At 71.1% G+C, this 17,271-nt stretch carries 17 protein-coding genes; 11 read left to right on the top strand and 6 right to left on the bottom strand.

Features of this window, described 5'->3' with window-relative positions:
- Positions 1-18 precede the first annotated feature (18 nt).
- Positions 19-1,620: a benzoylformate decarboxylase gene (gene mdlC, locus ACV530_RS18275; protein ID WP_494333581.1), complete on the bottom strand. Its 1,602-nt coding sequence runs from the start codon at positions 1,618-1,620 to the stop codon at positions 19-21.
- Between the two features lie 187 nt (positions 1,621-1,807).
- On the opposite strand from mdlC, the gene ACV530_RS18270 reads away from it, so the two are divergent.
- Both ACV530_RS18270 and ACV530_RS18265 read left to right on the top strand, forming a co-directional pair.
- Positions 1,808-2,944, top strand: a complete 1,137-nt coding sequence (locus ACV530_RS18270) for a class II histone deacetylase (protein ID WP_494333580.1) — start codon at positions 1,808-1,810, stop codon at positions 2,942-2,944.
- 148 nt (positions 2,945-3,092) lie between these two features.
- Positions 3,093-4,037, top strand: coding sequence for a hypothetical protein (locus tag ACV530_RS18265; RefSeq protein WP_494333579.1), 945 nt, complete (start codon positions 3,093-3,095; stop codon positions 4,035-4,037).
- Between the two features lie 40 nt (positions 4,038-4,077).
- On the opposite strand, the gene ACV530_RS18260 is transcribed toward ACV530_RS18265, so the two are convergent.
- Positions 4,078-5,247 carry a cytochrome P450 family protein gene (locus ACV530_RS18260; protein WP_494333578.1) on the bottom strand — a complete coding sequence of 390 codons (1,170 nt, stop codon included), beginning with the start codon at positions 5,245-5,247 and terminating at the stop codon, positions 4,078-4,080.
- A 291-nt stretch (positions 5,248-5,538) separates the two neighbouring features.
- Between ACV530_RS18260 and gnd the strand changes: the two genes are divergently transcribed.
- From gnd to ACV530_RS18245, 3 genes are all read left to right on the top strand, one after another.
- Positions 5,539-6,999: an NADP-dependent phosphogluconate dehydrogenase gene (gene gnd, locus ACV530_RS18255; protein WP_494333577.1), complete on the top strand. Its 1,461-nt coding sequence runs from the start codon at positions 5,539-5,541 to the stop codon at positions 6,997-6,999.
- Positions 7,000-7,038: 39 nt separating this feature from the next.
- Complete coding sequence (locus ACV530_RS18250; protein WP_494333576.1) at positions 7,039-8,214, top strand: MalY/PatB family protein; 1,176 nt, start codon at positions 7,039-7,041, stop codon at positions 8,212-8,214.
- A 184-nt stretch (positions 8,215-8,398) separates the two neighbouring features.
- Complete coding sequence (locus ACV530_RS18245; RefSeq protein ID WP_494333575.1) at positions 8,399-9,037, top strand: 50S ribosomal protein L25/general stress protein Ctc; 639 nt, start codon at positions 8,399-8,401, stop codon at positions 9,035-9,037.
- Positions 9,038-9,082: 45 nt separating this feature from the next.
- On the opposite strand, the gene ACV530_RS18240 is transcribed toward ACV530_RS18245, so the two are convergent.
- Entirely contained in the window at positions 9,083-9,355 is a 273-nt protein-coding gene (locus ACV530_RS18240; protein ID WP_494333574.1) for a helix-turn-helix domain-containing protein, read from the bottom strand.
- 51 nt (positions 9,356-9,406) lie between these two features.
- On the opposite strand from ACV530_RS18240, the gene map reads away from it, so the two are divergent.
- The gene (gene map / locus ACV530_RS18235) at positions 9,407-10,174 is read left to right on the top strand and encodes a type I methionyl aminopeptidase (protein ID WP_494333573.1); all 768 of its coding nucleotides are present in this window, start codon (positions 9,407-9,409) and stop codon (positions 10,172-10,174) included.
- A gap of 23 nt (positions 10,175-10,197) precedes the next feature.
- On the opposite strand, the gene ACV530_RS18230 is transcribed toward map, so the two are convergent.
- Both ACV530_RS18230 and ACV530_RS18225 read right to left on the bottom strand, forming a co-directional pair.
- Positions 10,198-10,932 (bottom strand): Mut7-C RNAse domain-containing protein, encoded by a 735-nt coding sequence (locus ACV530_RS18230; protein ID WP_494333572.1) that lies wholly within the window; start codon positions 10,930-10,932, stop codon positions 10,198-10,200.
- Positions 10,933-10,982: 50 nt separating this feature from the next.
- A complete protein-coding gene (locus tag ACV530_RS18225; protein WP_494333571.1) occupies positions 10,983-11,198 on the bottom strand; it encodes a cold shock domain-containing protein in 216 nt (71 codons plus the stop codon).
- 147 nt (positions 11,199-11,345) lie between these two features.
- Between ACV530_RS18225 and ACV530_RS18220 the strand changes: the two genes are divergently transcribed.
- The 5 genes from ACV530_RS18220 to ACV530_RS18200 all read left to right on the top strand — a co-directional run bounded on the left by ACV530_RS18220 (position 11,346) and on the right by ACV530_RS18200 (position 16,656).
- On the top strand, positions 11,346-11,843 hold the full coding sequence (locus ACV530_RS18220) for a DUF6542 domain-containing protein (protein WP_494333570.1): 498 nt from the start codon (positions 11,346-11,348) through the stop codon (positions 11,841-11,843).
- Positions 11,836-13,074 (top strand): LCP family protein, encoded by a 1,239-nt coding sequence (locus ACV530_RS18215; RefSeq protein WP_494333569.1) that lies wholly within the window; start codon positions 11,836-11,838, stop codon positions 13,072-13,074. Before ACV530_RS18220 ends, ACV530_RS18215 begins: the two co-directional genes overlap by 8 nt.
- Before the next feature lie 62 nt (positions 13,075-13,136).
- Complete coding sequence (locus ACV530_RS18210) at positions 13,137-13,808, top strand: transglycosylase SLT domain-containing protein (protein WP_494333568.1); 672 nt, start codon at positions 13,137-13,139, stop codon at positions 13,806-13,808.
- Between the two features lie 382 nt (positions 13,809-14,190).
- Entirely contained in the window at positions 14,191-15,822 is a 1,632-nt protein-coding gene (locus ACV530_RS18205) for an NRAMP family divalent metal transporter (RefSeq protein WP_494333567.1), read from the top strand.
- Positions 15,823-15,846: 24 nt separating this feature from the next.
- Entirely contained in the window at positions 15,847-16,656 is an 810-nt protein-coding gene (locus ACV530_RS18200; protein WP_494333566.1) for a Tellurium resistance, read from the top strand.
- Between the two features lie 20 nt (positions 16,657-16,676).
- On the opposite strand, the gene ACV530_RS18195 is transcribed toward ACV530_RS18200, so the two are convergent.
- Complete coding sequence (locus tag ACV530_RS18195) at positions 16,677-17,240, bottom strand: CGNR zinc finger domain-containing protein (RefSeq protein ID WP_494333565.1); 564 nt, start codon at positions 17,238-17,240, stop codon at positions 16,677-16,679.
- Between the last annotated feature and the right edge of the window lie 31 nt (positions 17,241-17,271).

Raw genomic sequence — 17,271 nt, 5'->3', positions numbered from 1 at the left:
CGCACAGACGTGAGCCGGCTAGACATTGACCTTGGTGGTGCGGACGTTGATGAGTGTGGGGCGCTCACGGTCGGCGGTGCCGGCACGGAGCAGGCTCGCCAACTCATCGGTGTCGTGGGCGGTGTGCGCGTCCGCCCCATAGCTGGTGGCGGTGGCGACGACGTCCAGGCCCGGCAGGTCCAGGCCGGGCACGCCGGGGGTGTGTTCGAGGACGCCGAACTGCTTGAGGATGCCGTACTCGGCGTTGGACGCGACGACGACGGTGACCGGGACGCGGTGGCGGACCGCGGTCCACAGCGCGGTGATCGCGTACTGCATGGAACCGTCACCCATCAGCGCCACGACGGGACGGTCGGGCGCCGCGAGTTGGGCACCGGCCGCGGCAGGCAGCCCGAAGCCCAGGCCGCCGCCCGCGGCCGTGAGGTGCGAGAACCGGCCGCCTGGCCGGATGCAGTTGAAGATCGTGCCCTCGCTGCTGCCCGCCTCGGTCACCCACAGGGTGTCGGCCGGCGCGTTGCCGCCCACAGTCGCCCACAACGCCTCGGGCGTGAGCGGTACGGCCGCCGGCTCCACCGCGGGGACAGGAGCCCTGGCAGCCGGGGCGGGACGGCTGGACACACCCACTCGCGCCAGCAACGCCTCCGCCGCCGCGCGCGGGTCCGCGATGATCGCGTCACCGACCGGGGCTCGGGCGGCCTCGTCCGGATCGTTGGTGATGTGGATCAGCCGGGTGCCCTCCGGCAGGTACGGCCCGGGAATCATGGGGTAGTAGCGGAACACCGGCGCACCGAGCACCAGCACCAGGTCGTGGCCGGCCAACTCCCGGGAGATCCAGCCAGCGCCGGGCGGCAGCATGCCCTGGTAGAGGGCATGGTCCTCCGGGAAGCCCGACAGCCCGGTCAGCGGCGCGGTCCAGACCACGCAGTTCATACGCTCCGCGAGCGCGACCACCGCGTCCCAGGCGCCGTACCGGTCGACATCGCCCCCGACGATCAGTGCCGGTGACGCAGCGCCGTCCAGCCGGTCGGCGATGTCCGCGGCAAGCCGACCGGGAAAAGCCCGGGCGTCGGTGACCGTCCGGTCGCGAAGGACACGGATGTCGGCGACCTGCTTGTCGTCCAGTTCGACGTCCATGTCGTCCATGGGGAGCGACACGAACACCGGTCCGGTCGGCGGGGTTCGGGCGAGGTGGATCGCGTGCGCGAGCACCGCCGGGACCTCACTCGCGACGGCCGGCTCCGCGGACCACTTCACGAACGGCTTCGGCACGACGGTGGCATCCACGTTGGTGAGCAGGCAGTACTGGTTCTGCATGGACCTCCGCTGGTTGCCGGCGGTCACGATCAACGGGGTCTTGTTGACGAAGGCGTTGTAGAGGGCCCCTTGGGCGTTGCCCATGCCCGGCGCGGTGTGCAGGTTGACGAGCGCGGGCCGGCCGGTGATCTGGGCGAAGGCGTCGGCCATGCCGACCGGGACCATCTCCTGCAACCCGAGCAGATACCGGAAGTCGGCCGGGAAGTCCTGCAGCAGGCTCAGCTCCGAAGAGCCCGGATTGCCGAACCAGGTGGTCAGCCCATGTGACCGGAGCAGATCGACAGCCGCGTCTCGGACGGAAGTCACGGCCGCCACTCTGTCCCGGGGACCGGTGCTCGCGCAATACCACCCGCTGGACGGCGGACTGTTCGACACACTCCAGGCGTCTGTACGTTCTCGTCGAGAATCCCGGCCGGGATCGGGGCGAGGTTCCGGCCCGTCCCCGGGCCGACCCCGGCGGAGCACCCATCACACCAGCACAGTAAGGAGTTTGATGAGCAGCGGGTACGTCTACCACGAGATCTACTCCTGGCACGATTCCGGCTCGGTCACCGGCCTGCTGCCGTCCGATCCGCGCCGCGGACTTCAGCCGTTGCACCACCTCGACACACCCGGCACGAAACGCCGGCTGCACGAGTTGCTCGCCGTGTCCGGCCTGCTCGACCATCTGGTGCGGTTGCAGCCTGCCACGGCATCCGACGAGCAACTGCTCACCGTGCACACCGAGGACTACCTGCAACGGCTCTCGGCACAGAGCGACGGCACCGGCGGTGACGCCGGGGACGGCATCTCACCTTTCGGCGCCGGCGGGTTGGACATCCTGCGACGTGCTGCGGGCGGAGCGATCAGCGCGGTGGAAGCGGTGGTCGACGCCACGGTACGCAACAGTTACGCCTTGGTGAGGCCGTCCGGCCACCATGCGATGCCCGATCACGGCATGGGAATGGCCTACTTGGGCAACGTCGCGATCTCCGCACACCACGCGAAGGCACTCGGGATCGAGCGCATGGCGATCGTCGACTGGGATGCCCACCACGGCAACGGCACCCAGCACGCCTTCGAGCAGGACCCCGGCGTGCTCACCATCTCGCTGCACCAGGAGAACTGCTTCCCGCCGGGCAGCGGTGACATATCCGAGCGAGGTGTCGGACCGGGATACGGCAGCGCCGTCAACGTGCCGCTGCCCCCGGGAACCGGCAACGGCGGATACGACTTCGCCTTCACCGAGGTGGTCGTGCCGGCACTGGACCGTTTCCATCCGGAACTGATCATCGTCGCGTCCGGCTTCGACGCCGGGGCCATGGATCCACTCGCGCGCCAACTGGTCAGCTCCAGTGGCTACCGCGCCATGGCGCGCCACGTCCTCGACGCCGCGGACCGGCTGTGCTCCGGACGGGTCAGCATGATCCACGAAGGCGGGTACAGCGAGGTCTACGTCCCGTTCTGCGGGCACGCAGTGATCGAGGAGATGACCGGCCGGCATCTGCTCGAAGACCCCTACCTCGAACTCGTCGACGGCTTCGGAGGCCAGCAGCTGCAACCGCACCAACGGGCCGCCGTCGGACAAGCCGCGCACCTCGCCGCCGAGGTACCAACCCCCACCCGACCGGACGGCCTGATGGGCAGTTGATCACGATCTTCCCTCGTCCGAACCGCACTCGCCCAGGAAGGCAATGCGCCCTATGCGAAAGACTCACCTTGTAGGCACGTGGCCGGGCCTGTCCGCGCCGGATGCCATGGCCACGGCTCTCCGGCGTGTTGGTGAGCATCTTCTTCGTATGACGGACGGCGAGACCGGAGACCGATCGGTCTGGGGCTCGCGCACCATCGAATGGCTCCGCGTGAACCCCGATGTCGAGCTGATACACGACGGCGTCTACACCGGCTACGGGGCGGGCCCGCTGTTCCGTGTGCGTGAAGGCCGAACGTTGGACCCGAGGAATCTGTACCTCAACTACTTCCACACATTCGTCGAGAGCTTCCCGGCTTTCGCCTACCTCCGTGATCAGACCGGCCATTCCGACATCAGATTCCAGGTCGGTCTGCCTGCCCCGCTCGACCTCACCATGCTGGCTTTCGGTATGGACGTCGCCATGTCCGACCAAGTGATCCCGCAGGCTTGGGCGCAGGCGACCATTGACCAGGCCAACCGCATTGTCGACGAAGCGGACGAGCCCGTGGTGTTCCAACTCGAAACGCCCGCAAGCCTGCTGGCGGTGGCCGGGGCACCCGACGAGGCCAAGGAGGCGGGGGCCAGGCAGCTGGCACATGACCTGCACGACATCGTGGCAGGCACTCGTGAGGGCACTCATTTCGGCGTCCATCTCTGCCTCGGCGATCTCCAGCACAAGGCCCTCGCCGAGCTGCCCGACGCACTGCCGCTTGTGCTGCTGGCCAACGCCATGGTCACCGGCTTCCCGGAAGGACGGCACCTCGACTACATCCACGCGCCGTTCGCGGCGGCGAACAAGCCGGGATCCTTCGAGGAAGGCTGGTACCGGCCGCTCGAAGCACTCGCGCTGCCTCCGGAGGTGCGTTTCGTGGCGGGTTTCATTCACGAGAACCTCACCATCGAGGACCATCGCAGCCTGCTGGACATGATCGAACGGTTCGCCCGGCGCGAGGTGGACGTGGCCGCCGCCTGCGGCCTGGGCCGACGCCCCGACCCTGCGCAGGCGTGGGACGCGATGGACAAAGCCGTCGCGCTGATCAACGGTGGCTGATGTTGGCCGAGTCCATGCGGCGCAGCCGGTACATCAGCAGCTACGCCACGTAGACCGGCAAAGCCTCCAGCCCGCGCATAAGCCGTGTAGGACGCCACCGAAGGGCCGCAGAGTCTGCGGCAAGGCGAAGGTCGGGGTACCGCCCCAAGAGTGTTCGGAGGGCAATCTCCGTCTCGGCCAAGGCAAGTGGCGCACCCAGGCAACGGTGGATGCCGTGACCGAAGGCCAGATGCCCGTGAGCATCGCGGTCAGGGTCGGGGCGGCCAGGGTCCGGGTACCGGGCGGGGTCACGATTGGCTGCCCCGGGCGAGATGAGTACGGGGACGCCGGCGGGGATTTCGGTTTCGCCGAAGGTGAGCGGCTGGGTGCTGTAGCGGAAGGTGGCGATGCCGACCGGTGAGTCGTAGCGCAGCAGTTCGTCCAGCAAGCCGCTGATCTGGCCTGGGTTGGCCCGGAGTTCAGGGTGCTGGAGGAGCGCGAGGACAGCGTTGCCGATGAAGTTCGTGGTGGTCTCGTGACCAGCGACGAGCAGGAGGACGGCGAGGGAGACGAGCTCGTCTTCGCTGAGCTGTTCGCCGTCGTCCCGGATGGTGATGAGGCCGTGCAGGAGACTGTCATCCGGAAAACGTCGCTTCACCTCGATGAGGCTGGTCATGTAGTCGGCCACGGCGTGGGAGGCCGTGTCGATCCGCTGGGGCTGTCCGGCGGCGAAGAGGTCGTTCGACCAGGTGCGTACCTGAGTTCGGTCGGCCTCGGGGACTCCGAGCAGCTGGCAGATCACCGCGACGGGGAGCGGGATGGCAAGACCGGCGACGAGGTCGGCCTCACCGTCGCTCGGGAGGGCGTCGAGGAGGTGGTCGACGGTGCGCTGGATGTACGGGCGCAGGCGGGTGACGGCACCGGTGGTGAAGGCTTTGGTCACCAGGCGGCGCAGCCGGGTGTGCTCGGGTGGGTCGGTGGCGAGCATGGTGTGGGCGACCGCGGGGTGGAGGTTGCGGTTGGAGGGGCGGCCGGTGAAGAACCGTGCGGTGTCCTTGGACAGTCGCGGGTCGGTGAATGCCGCCTTCGCCTCGGCGTAGCCGGTCACGAGGTAGCTGGGCCTGCTTTCGGAGCCGGTGGTCACCGGCGTCACGGGTGCTGTCGCCCGGAGGTGGTCGTAGAAGGGGTAGGGGTTCTGGAGGAACTCTGGGCACGACAGCGGGTCACTCATGGTGTGGGACTTCTTCCTTGTCCTGGGCGGTCTCAGTGATGGTCGCGCGTACGACGCGTACCCACTCCACACATTGTCCGGGTCACTCAAACGGACCACAGGCACGGACGCTTCCGTAGTGAAGAAAGTGACAGGCCGAGGGGCATCTCCACGCGCTCCCAGCAGCCTTCGAGCACCCCATGCAACGATGACCGGGCGACGCCCGACTGTCCGAGGGGAAGATCTTCAGGCCCTCCGGCGTTGACACCTCGCACAAGTCTTCGACGCACGCGACAGGAGTGGACCACCGCAATGCCCAGCACCCCCTCCCCCAAGGCCACCGCGCAGATCGGCGTCACCGGACTCGCCGTCATGGGCAGCAACCTCGCCCGTAACTTCGCCCGCCACGGCCACACCGTCGCCGTCCACAACCGCACCTTCGCGAAGACCCAGGCCCTCATCGACGAACACGGCCACGAAGGGGACTTCGTCCCCGCCGAAACCGCCGAAGAATTCGTCGCCGCACTCCAGAAGCCCCGCCGCCTCATCATCATGGTCAAGGCCGGCGACCCCACCGACGCCGTCATCGACGAGTTCGCGCCCCTCCTCGACGAAGGCGACATGATCGTCGACGGCGGCAACGCCCACTTCCGCGACACCCTCCGCCGCGAAAAGGCGCTCCGCGCCAAGGGCATCCACTTCGTCGGCACCGGCATCAGCGGCGGCGAGGAAGGCGCCCTCAACGGGCCGTCCATCATGCCCGGCGGATCGGCCGAATCCTACAAAGCCCTCGGCCCCCTCCTCGAATCCATCGCCGCCAAGGCCCCCGACGGCAGCCCCTGTTGCACCCACATCGGCCCCGACGCCTCCGGCCACTTCGTGAAGATGGTCCACAACGGCATCGAGTACGCCGACATGCAGCTCATCGCCGAGGCGTACAACCTCCTGCGCACGGTCGCGGGTTACGAGCCTGCCCGGATCGCCGACATCTTCCGTGGCTGGAACACGGGCCGGCTGGACTCGTACCTCATCGAGATCACGGCCGAGGTGCTGGCCCACACCGATGCCGCCACGGGGCGGCCGTTCGTGGACGTGGTGGCGGACGAGGCGGAGCAGAAGGGCACCGGGCGGTGGACCGTGCAGACCGCGCTGGATCTGGGGGTGCCGGTGTCCGGTATCGCGGAGGCCGTGTTCGCCCGGTCGCTGTCCGGTCACGCCGGGCTGCGCAAGGCGGCCCGGGGGCTGCCCGGGCCCAAGGGCGAGGTGCTGTCGCCCGCAGCGGCCGAGGAGTTCGCGGCGCAGGTCGAGGAGGCGCTGTACGCGTCGAAGGTGGTGTCGTACGCACAGGGCTGGAACATGATCAGTGCGGCGAGCGCCGAGTACGGCTGGGACATCGACCTCGGCGGGGTGGCCGGGATCTGGCGTGGCGGCTGCATCATCCGGGCCGCCTTCCTCGACCGCATCCGTGCCGCGTTCGCGGCCGACCCGGCGCTGCCGACGCTGCTGGCGGACAAGGAGTTCGCCGGCGAGGTGGGCCGGGCCCAGGATGCCTGGCGTACGGTCGTCGCCACGGCCGTACGGCACGGGGTGCCCGCCCCGGGCTTCGCCGCCGCCCTCGCGTACTACGACTCGCTGCGTGCTGAGCGCCTGCCCGCCGCCCTGACGCAGGGTCAGCGCGACTTCTTCGGCGCCCACACCTACCGGCGGGTGGACGGCGAGGGGTCGTTCCACACGCGCTGGAGCGGGGACCGTGACGAGGAGCGCACCGGCTGAGCCGCGCGCGAAGGACCGGCGCGGCGCACAATGGAGCGCATGTTCTCCGACACGGCAAATCCCCTGCGCCGGCTGTCCCTTGACGACCTGCGCCGTCGTACGAGCGCGAAGTGGCGGGAGTACCCGCCGGACGTGCTGCCGCTGTGGGTGGCCGAGATGGACGTGCCGCTCGCCGAGCCGGTGGCGCGGGCGGTGACCGAGGCGGTCGCGCTGGGCGACACCGGGTACATGGCGTCCGGCGCGGAGTACGCGGCGGCGCTGGACGCGTTCGCGCGGAAGCGGTGGGGCTGGGACGGGGTGGTGACCGAGCGTACGGCTGTCGTGGCGGACGTGATGCTGGGCGTCGTCGAGGTGCTCAAGCTGGTGACCGGCCCCGGGGACGCGGTCGTGGTCAACTCCCCCGTCTACCCGCCGTTCTACGCGTTCGTGGAGCACATGGACCGGCGGGTGGTCGAGGCCCCGCTCGACGCGGAGCACCGGATCGACCCCGGCGCGCTCGAGGCCGCGTTCCGGCGGGCCGTGGCCCGCGGGCGACGAGCCGCCTTCCTGCTGTGCAGCCCGCACAACCCCACGGGCACCGTGCACACTTCCCGGGAGCTGGCGGAGGTGGCCGCCCTCGCCCGTGCGTACGGGGTGCGGGTGGTCGCGGACGAGATCCATGCCCCGCTCGTGCTGCCCGGGGCGGAGCATGTGCCGTATCTGTCGGTGCCCGGTGCCGAGGACGCGTTCGCCCTGTTGTCGGCCTCGAAGGCGTGGCACCTGGCCGGGCTCAAGGCGGCCCTGGCGGTGGCCGGGCCCGCGGCTGCGGACGACCTGGCCCGGATGCCCGCCGAAGTGAGCCACGGGCCGAGCCACTTGGGGGTGATCGCCCATACCGCCGCCCTGCGGCACGGCGGCGACTGGCTCGACGCCGTACTGACCGGGCTGGACGAGAACCGGCGGCTGCTCGGCGAGCTGCTGGCACGGCAGCTGCCGGACATACGCTACCGGCCGCCGCAGGGCACGTTCCTGGCCTGGCTGGACTGCCGGTCCACGGGCCTGGGCGACGACCCGGCGGCCGTGTTCCTGGAGCGGGGCCGGGTGGCCCTGAACCGGGGCACGGACTTCGGCACGGGCGGCGTGGGGCACGTCCGGCTGAACCTGGCGACATCCCCCGGCATCCTCACGGAGGCGGTGCGGCGGATGGCCGAAGGACTGTCGGCGGGCACCGGCTGACGTTGCGCCGTACGGAGCAACAGCAGGTGGCGGGGGTGCTCCGGCTGGATACACTCGCGGCGTTGCTCGGCTAGGGAGGCCGTACTCACGGGGTGCGGATCCGTCGTCGGCGCGCGCTCTTCGTACAGGCCTGTCGTGGTCCGGGTGACGGCCACCGGATGGTCCGAAGACGAGGAGTGCAGTCATGGCCGAGGTCAAGCTGAAAGCCGAGGCGCGGACGGAGCTCGGCAAGGGCGCCGCCCGCCGCATCCGCCGCGACAACAAGGTTCCCGGCGTCATCTACGGGCACGGCGCCGAGCCCAAGCACGTGACGGTGGAAGGCCACGCGCTGTGGATGGCCCTCAAGACCAAGAACGTGCTGATCCGGCTGAGCATCGGGGACAAGGAGAGCGAGCTCGTCATCCCCAAGGAGGTGCAGCGCGACCCGCTGAGGGGCTTCCTGGTCCACGCGGACTTCCTGGCCGTGAAGAAGGGCGAGCGGGTGACCGTCGAGGTGCCGGTCCTCACCGAGGGCGAGCTGGCCCCCGGCGGCAATCTGCTCGAGCACATCCTCAACGCCCTGCCGGTCGAGACGGAGGCGACCCACATCCCGGAGGGCGTCACCATCTCCATCGAGGGCCTGGAGGCCGGACACACCGTCCACGCCGGGGACATCAAGCTGCCCCGCGGCACCTCTCTGGCCGTCGAGGAGGACACGGCCGTACTGCAGGTCGTCCTCGCCCAGGTCGAGGCGGAGCCCGAGGAGGAAGAGGAAGAAGCGGAGGCGGAGGCAGGGGCCGAGGAGGCCGCCGCCGAGGCCCCGGAGACCGCCGAGGAGTCCTGACACCGCGGGGGGCCGGGCTGGTCGGCCCGGCGCCCCGCGTGCCTTCTAGGCGATCAGCGTTTCCGCGGGTTCCATGCCGTCGGCGCACGCCGCGGCCAGTTCGTCCGTCGACAGGCCCAGCGCGGCTGCCAGGGCCACCACGGTGAAGAACGCCGGGGTCGGCGCCCTCCCCGTCTCGATCTTGCGCAGGGTTTCCGCGGACACGCCCGCCACCGCGGCGACCTCCGCCATGCTGCGCCCGCCCCGGGCATCGCGGAGCAACGTACCGAGCAGTTCCCCGCGTTGGCGTTCCCAGGGGGTCAGAGGAGTTCTCACCATGACCGTGATACTAATACCGGTATAAGAATTGGTTCCAGGAGGGGACACCACATGGTGGAGATCAAGACCGATGCCGCGCTCGAGGCGATGCGCGAGGCCGGACGCGTCGTGGCGCACGCGCTGGCCGCGGTCGAGGACGCGGCGGCCGTCGGGGTGGGACTGCGGGAGCTGGACGAGGTGGCCCGCGAGGTGCTGGACAAGGCGGGGGCGCGCTCGCCCTTCCTGGGCTACCGGCCCTCGTTCGCCCCCACCCCGTTCCCCGGGGTGATCTGCGCGTCGGTCAACGACGCGGTCGTGCACGGCGTACCCACCGACTACCGGCTGCGCGACGGCGACCTGGTGAGCATCGACTGCGGGGCCGAACTCGGGGGCTGGACGGGGGACGCCGCCGTCAGCTTCACCGTCGGCACTCCCCGCCCCGCCGACCTGGAGCTGATCGCCGCCACCCGGCGGGCCCTCGAGGCGGGCGTGGCGGCCGCCGTCGTGGGGCATCGCATGGGGGACATATCGCACGCCATCGGCACGGTCGCCGACACCGCGGGCTGCGGGATGCCCGACGGCTTCGGCGGGCACGGCATCGGGCGCCGCATGCACGAGGACCCGCACGTGCCCAACCGCGGCCGCCGCGGCCGGGGTTTCCCGCTGCGGCACGGACTGGTCCTGGCGATCGAGCCGATGCTGATGGCGGGAGGCGGCGACAACTACCGTACGGCCGAGGACGGCTGGACCCTGCTCACCACCGACGGCAGCCGGGCGGCCCACATCGAGCACACCGTCGCCATCACCGACGACGGCCCCCGTATCCTGACCCTGCCCTGAATCCGATCCGCAGCACGACCCGTTCAGGCCGCGGCTCCCCCGAACTCGCGGACCGCCTCCGAGACGATCGTCTCCAGCCGCGCGTGGTGCGCGCCGCGCCAGTACACCCGGTCGCAGGCGGTGCACTGGGCGAACACGTCGTACGTACGCCGCGTGCCGTGCTCGAGCAGTTCCCCGACGGAGTCCTTGTCGGCCTCCCGGAGCCGGCCGTTGCAGGCGGTGCAGCGCGTCCAGGGCGCGAGGCCGGGTGCGAACCGGCCGAGCACGTCCCGCAGTTGTTCGTCGGGGCGGTCGCTGTAGACGTACGCGCCCGCCCAGATCTCCCGCCGCCGCAGGAGGCCGCGGTCGCGGGAGAGGAGGACTCTGCGCTCGGCCGCCGAGAGTGCGGCGAGCGCGGGGTCGCCGATGTCGTCGCTCTCGTAGGCCGCGTCGACCCCCAGCAGCCTCAACCGCCGCGCGAGCGTTCCCAGATGGACGTCGAGCAGAAACCTCAGGGGTGCTCCCGGCACCCGCTGGGGACGTACGACCTCGCACACCTCGACGGTCTCGCCCGCCTCCGGCACATGGGACACCGGCACCTGGCGGCCGTTGACGAGCAGCCGGCCGACCTCGGTGAGCGGGACGCCCAGCGACTCGACGACGTGCCCGAGAGAAGAGGCGCCGTCGGTGACGACGGCGAGCCGTTCCGTGCGCCGCTCGGGAGCGGCGAAGAGCCGCAGCGCGGGGGCGAAGAGCACGTCGATCTCGGGTCCGTTCACGCCTTCAGCATGCCACGGGCCCCCGGCGGACCGGGGGCCGCCCTCCTCGGCTACTCGACGATACGGACGTGCTCCGCGTGCACCTCGTCCTCGTTGTCGTCCACCGCGACGTACGTGACCCGCATGCCCTCGGTGAGGAATGTGCCGTCGTCGAGGACGTCCTTCCGCACCCGTACTTCACGGCCGTCGTTGCCCTTGATGTAGCCGAATCCCCGCGCCTGGTTGAACCAGCGGACCACGCCGCTGACCCTGACCCTCTCGCTCATGCCCACTCCCCCAGCTCTCGCCCCAACACGCCTGCCCTTGAAGGTATTGCCGGGTTGCGCAACCACGCAACCAACGGTGCAGGTGGCACGTCCCATCGAGAGGGAGGACCGGATGAGTCCGGACGAGGAGCGAACGGGGGCGCACGCATGGCGGGGCACTGGACGAGAGCACCGCGCGGCGGCACGTTCCTGCCCTCGGACGAGTGGACGCGCCCCGGTCCGGCGCCGGAAGCGCGGACGGGAACGGACCGCGCCCCGGGGCATGCCGTCGGGACGGCCGCGGCGCTGACGGTCCCGCCCGTGCTGGGCGCCTGCGCCGACGCCGTGACCGCGGCCGGGCCGGGGTGGGGCCTGGCGCTGGGGGCCGTGGCCGGGGCGGTGTGGGCGACCGTACGGGCCACGGCGCGCGGCGGGCTGGGCTGGGTGGTGCCCGCGCCGCCGCTGGTGGTGGCGGCACTGACCATAGGCACGTCCCTCGTCACCTCGGCGACGTCCCCGCTCCGCGGCAAGCCGCTCACGACCGAGGCGGTGCGCTGGGCTCTGCTCGCCTTCCCGGCCATGGTGGCCGCCGAGTGCGCGGTGCTCGCCGTGCTCGTGCTCCACGGCATCCGGTCACTGCGCACGGGCGAGGGCGGCGATGCGTGACCCCTGGCACACCGGCGGGCGGCCGGTGCGCAGGCACCGCAGGGTCCGGCGCTCCGTGCTGCGGGTGGCGGCGCGGTCCCTGCTCTGGACGGCCTCCGCCCTCGCGCTGATCACCTGCGGCTTCACATGGTTCGCCTACCGCACGCTGACCGACGGTCTCACCACCTCGGATGCCCTGAACACGGCCAGGAAGCACGCGCCCCGGCATCTGGACAGCTCGGTCAACCTGCTGCTGATCGGGCTGGATTCGCGCAAGGACATGGACGGCAACGACCTGCCGAGGGAATTCGTCCAGGACGAACTGCACGCCGGATCGAGTGAGATCGGTTACTACAACACCAACACCCTGATCCTGATGCACATTCCGGCCGACGGGGCGAAGGTCACGGCGTTCTCCGTTCCCCGTGACGACTATGTGGAGACGCTGCACGGCGACGGTTCGTCCCAGGGGCACTACAAAATCAAAGAGGCGTATTCCTACGCCTACACCGCCGCACACGACAAGCTGAGCGCGCAGGGGGTCAAGGGGCCGGAACTGGAGCACAAGAGCCGGGAGGCGGGCCGCGCGTCGACCCTCACCACGGTGCAGCAGTTCCTGGGCGTGCCCGTCGACCATTTCGCCGAGGTCAATCTGCTCGGTTTCTACGACATCGCCAAGGCGCTCCAGCCCGTCGAGGTGTGCCTCAAACACGCGGTGCACGACCGCTATTCGGGGGCGGACTTCCCCGCGGGCGTGCAGGAACTCGGCCCGCGGCAGGCGCTGGCGTTCGTCCGGCAGCGGCACGGCCTGGACAACGGGGACCTGGACCGCACCCACCGGCAGCAGGCGTTCCTGTCGTCGGTGACCCACAAGCTCAAGTCCCAGGGCGCCTTCGACAACCTGGGCAGGCTGCGGGATCTGTTCGAGGTGATGAAGAAGGACCTCGTCCTCGACAGCTCCTGGAACGTGCTGGACTTCGCCCAGCAGGCCCCCAATCTCACCGGCGGCAACGTGGAGTTCCGCACGCTGCCGATCACCGGGTTCGCCACGCTCGGCGGGGAGGACGTCAACCTCGTCGACCCGGACCGGATCAGGGCCACGGTGCGGGAGGCGGTCGGCCCCTCGCCGGGTCCGGGCAGCCCGGCGCCGGCCCCGCCCCGGCCCACGAGGCCGTCTTCACGGGAACCGGAACCGGACAACGGCCTCGCGGGCCCCGGCGTGAAGATGGGCGGTGTGCCCTGCGTGGACTGACCCCGCCGGAGGATCGGCGAGGATGGAAGGCACACGCGCACCCGAACAGCAGGAGGAAGAACGTGAGGAAGCCCCGAGGGCGGCGGGCCCTGCTCGCGGTGACGGCCGTCCTGGTCGCCGCTTCGGCCACCGGCTGCGGCGGAGGGGACTCCGGTCCGGGGCACACGGACCGTACGGCCACGCCCGCCGTGACGGACAAGCCGACGGGCGGCACCGGCACGGGCTCCGCCAAGGAGCCCGTGAACCAGGACCCCGCGCGCTTCGCCCCGCAGGTGACCAAGCACGCGCGCGAGGCAGGGGTGAACCCGCGGCTGGTGATGGCGATCCTCTACAACGAGTCGTACAAGCCGCACGACCCCTCGTTCGAGCGGCAGTGGCAGAAGATCAAGCCCGACTCCGCCTTCGGCATCGCGAACATGCACAAGGCCGCGTTCGACGAGACCAGGCGGGGGCGCTCCTTCGCGCACCGCGACTGGCAGGAACTGCCGGACGACCCCGATCTGGCGATCACCGCGGAGGCCTGGTTCCTGCACGACCTCGCCGCCCAACTGCCCGCGCAGCGGCCCTCATCGCTCACCCGCGACGAGCTCCTGGCGCTGGGCTACAACGCCGGTGCGGGCAACATGGCGGCCTTCGCCCGCGGAGCCCGGCCGGGCAGCACGGCCCAGGGCTATCTGGACCGGCTGCGCGCCAACTGGGACAAGGCCCAGGAGGCCCTCGGCCGCTCCGCATGACGGTCCCGGCGGCGGTCCCGATGACAGTCCCGGCGGCACGCGGGCAACGGCCCGCCGCCCTCGAGTGCTGAATTCACCCCCAGTGCCCCGGTGCGCCCCGGGACCCGATTGACATGCGCAACGGGCGCCAATATGGGCCGTGTTGCGTGTGGTGAAGGTGTGTCCCCCTGCGACGGGCGCGCCCCGCGGCCGATCACGCCGCGGGGCGGTGAAGCCTCGGTGAAGAGGAATGCCCTCGGCCGCGTTCATGGAGATCGACTTGCATACTTGCGCAAGTTTATAAGCTACTCCTACCGTGTGCCCGGGCTCATGCGGGCCAACCCCCTCCCCCTGCCCTGCCTCGCCCATCCCCTGGCTCACTCGCGTCCCGTGGAGGTTGGCCGTGACGGACCGGACCATCGACGCATCGGGAGCCTCCGGCCGCCGGCCCGGCTCCCCAGAGGGCGAGGGCGAGCTCATACGCGGTGCGCTGGGCACCGTCATGGCAGGGGCCCATCAACGGCGGCGCCTGTGGGCCGTGGTGCGCATCCTGCTGGCCGTCCTGGGGCCCGGGCTGATCACCATGGTCAACGACGCGGCGGCGTTCGGCACCTACACCCAGGCCGGCCAGGACTACGGCACCCAGCTGCTCTGGACGCTCGCCCTGCTGGTGCCCGTGCTGTACGTCAACCAGGAAATGGCCGTACGGCTCGGCGCGGTGACCGGCGTGGGCCACGCCCGGCTGATCCTCCATCGCTTCGGCCGGTTCTGGTGCGCGTTCTGCGTCATCGACCTGCTGCTGGTCAACGCCCTCACCGTGGTGACCGAGTTCATCGGCGTCTCGCTCGCCGTCGGCTATCTCGGGCTCGACCGTCCGTCCAGCGTCGTCGTCGCGACGATCGCGGTGATCGCCGCCGCGGCCACCGGCAGCTTCCGGCGCTTCGAACGCGTCGCGATCGCGCTGTGCGCGGCGTCGCTGCTGCTCATCCCGGTCGGGCTGGTCGCCCACCCCGCCGCGGCGAGCCTGGCGGACGGCTTCCAGCCGTCCCTGCCCGGCGGAGCCGCCCTCTCCGACGTCCTGTTGCTGACCATCGGCATCGTGGGTGCCGCGGTGACCCCGTGGCAGCTGTTCTTCCAGCAGTCGTACGTGGTGGACAAGCGCATCACCCCCCGCTTCCTCACCTACGGCAAGGCCGACCTCTGGATGGGCATCGCCTGCACGGTCGTCGGCGGGGTGCTGGTCATGGGCTGTGCCGCCGCCGCCTTCAGCGGACGTCCCGGCGCGGGTGCCTACACCGACGCGGGCGGGGTCGCGGTCGGACTGGAACACTATGCGGGCCGGTTCGTCGGAGTGCTGTTCGCCGTCGCCCTGTTCGCCGGCTCGGTGATCGGCGCGTCGGCGGTGTCGCTGTCCACCGCCTACACCCTGGGCGACGTGCTCGGCTGGCGGCACTCACTGCGCCACGGCATCCGGCAGGCGCCCGCCTTCCACACGGTGACCACGGTGCTGGCACTGGCCTCGGCCGCCGTGGTGCTCACCCCCGGCGTCCCGCTGGGGGTCGTCGCCGAAGGGGTGCAGGCACTGGCCGGGGTGCTGCTCCCCTCCGCCTCCGTCTTCCTCCTGCTCCTGTGCAACGACCGGGCGCTGCTCGGGCCGTGGGTCAACAGCCGGGTGCAGAACGTCTGTACGGCGTCGGCGGTCATCGTCCTGGTGGCGCTCTCCGTCGTCCTCACCTCCACGGTGGTCTTTCCCGGCCTGTCCGCCGTGGGCATCGCGGCCGTGCTCGCCGCGACCGCGGCGGCCGCGCTGCTGGTCACCGCCGGGTGCGTGCTGGTGCAGCGCAGGTCCCCGGGCCGGCCGGCCCCCGCGCGCAGGGACGGCCGGGAGCGCTGGCGCCCGCCCTCGCTGCACGGTCTGACGCCGCCGCCCATGTCCACGGGCCGCCGTCTGGCGTTGATCGGTCTGCGGGCCTATCTGCTGGCCGCCGTGGTCCTGGTTTTCGTGAAGACCGGCCAACTGGCGCTCAGGCCCTGACCGTTTCCGAGAGGGGAGACCGGAATGCGACCACGGGAACGCGACCTCCGCCGCACCACGCCGGCCGAAGGGCGGGCCGCCCTCGCTCCCGACGCCGACGGCAGCCTGTGGTCGTACCTGACCGGCGGCGGCACCCGTCACAAGGGCGCCCGGCACGGCTTCGACTGGGCGACCCCGCACCACAAGCGGCTCTCGAAGACCCATCCCACGGACTGGCTGACCCACCACGGCACCACCGGCGGCACGCTGCGGGTCAACCTGACGTGGCGCATGCACAACGGGTCCGGCGCGGACCGCGGTTCGGGTCTGCTGCGCACCCTGTTCTCGTCGGACGGGGCGGCGCTGCAGGCGCACGGCCCGGCGCTGGTGTCCGTCGACCTCGACCTGGCGTGCCTGTACGAACTGGCCGACGGCACCAAGGGCGTCGTCCAGCCGCTGGGCGAGTTCCACGGCGACCTCTACCACCCGCCGTACATCTCCCTCAGCGGGGACAGCCGGTTCGGGGGGCCGACGGGCGAGACGCTCTACATCAACCTGGACAAGAGGGAGGAGTTCCGGCGGCTCCTCGTCTTCGTCTACAACTACGACTGCACGCCCGTCTTCGGCCGCATCGACAGCACGCTCACCTTCTTCCTGCCCGACGGCCACCAGTTCGCCATAGAACTCGACGAGCGCGCCCCGCAGGCCCGGTCCTGCGCCGTCGCGCTCATCGAGAACCACCAGGGCCATCTGACGGTGCACCGCGAGGCGACGTACGTCTACGGCTTCCAGTCGGACCTCGACCGGCTCTACGGCTGGGGCCTGCAGTGGGCGCGCGGCTACAAGGGCCCGTGACGGGCGGGCGCCCGGCGGCGTCAGCCGTCGGCGCGGCGCCGCTCGCGCAGGGCGCGGACCCGTCCGCGGCTCGCGCACGCGGGTGAGGGGCACCACCGGCGGCGGCCGGTGGGGTTGGCGAAGACGCCCCGGCAGTCGTGTTCGGGGCAGACGGCCAGGTGCTGCCGCTCCGCGCCCGTGAGGTGGTCGACGGCCTGGCGGGCGATCCGGGCCAGCGCCGCCCCCGCCGTGGGCGGCGCCTCGCGCCGCAGCCGCCCGTCGATGACGAGCCGTACGGGATCGGGCTCGGCGTCGAGGAAGCGTGCGAGCTCCGCGACGGCGTCCGCCGGCGGGGGTTCCTGCGCCACCACCGCGAGGGCGACGCCGCGCAGCGTCTCGCGCAGCGCCTGCGCCTGCCGGAGGTCGGCTTCGCCGGGCGGGCTCACCGGCGCCATCTCGCTGCGGACGAGCCACTCCCGCAGCCGCCCGGGGGTGGCGATGCGCTCGACGGGGTGCGCGCTGTACGTCCTGCCGCGCGTCGCCAGCAGGTTGAGCCAGGTCGCGCCGCAGTCGAAGCGGAAGGCCAGGCGGTCCTCGTCACTCATGCCCACCAGCGTAACGGCTCATGCGTTACAG

It is taken from the genome of Streptomyces sp. SX-6 (assembly GCF_059089585.1).
This window is presented reverse-complemented; position numbering and strand designations above follow the sequence as displayed.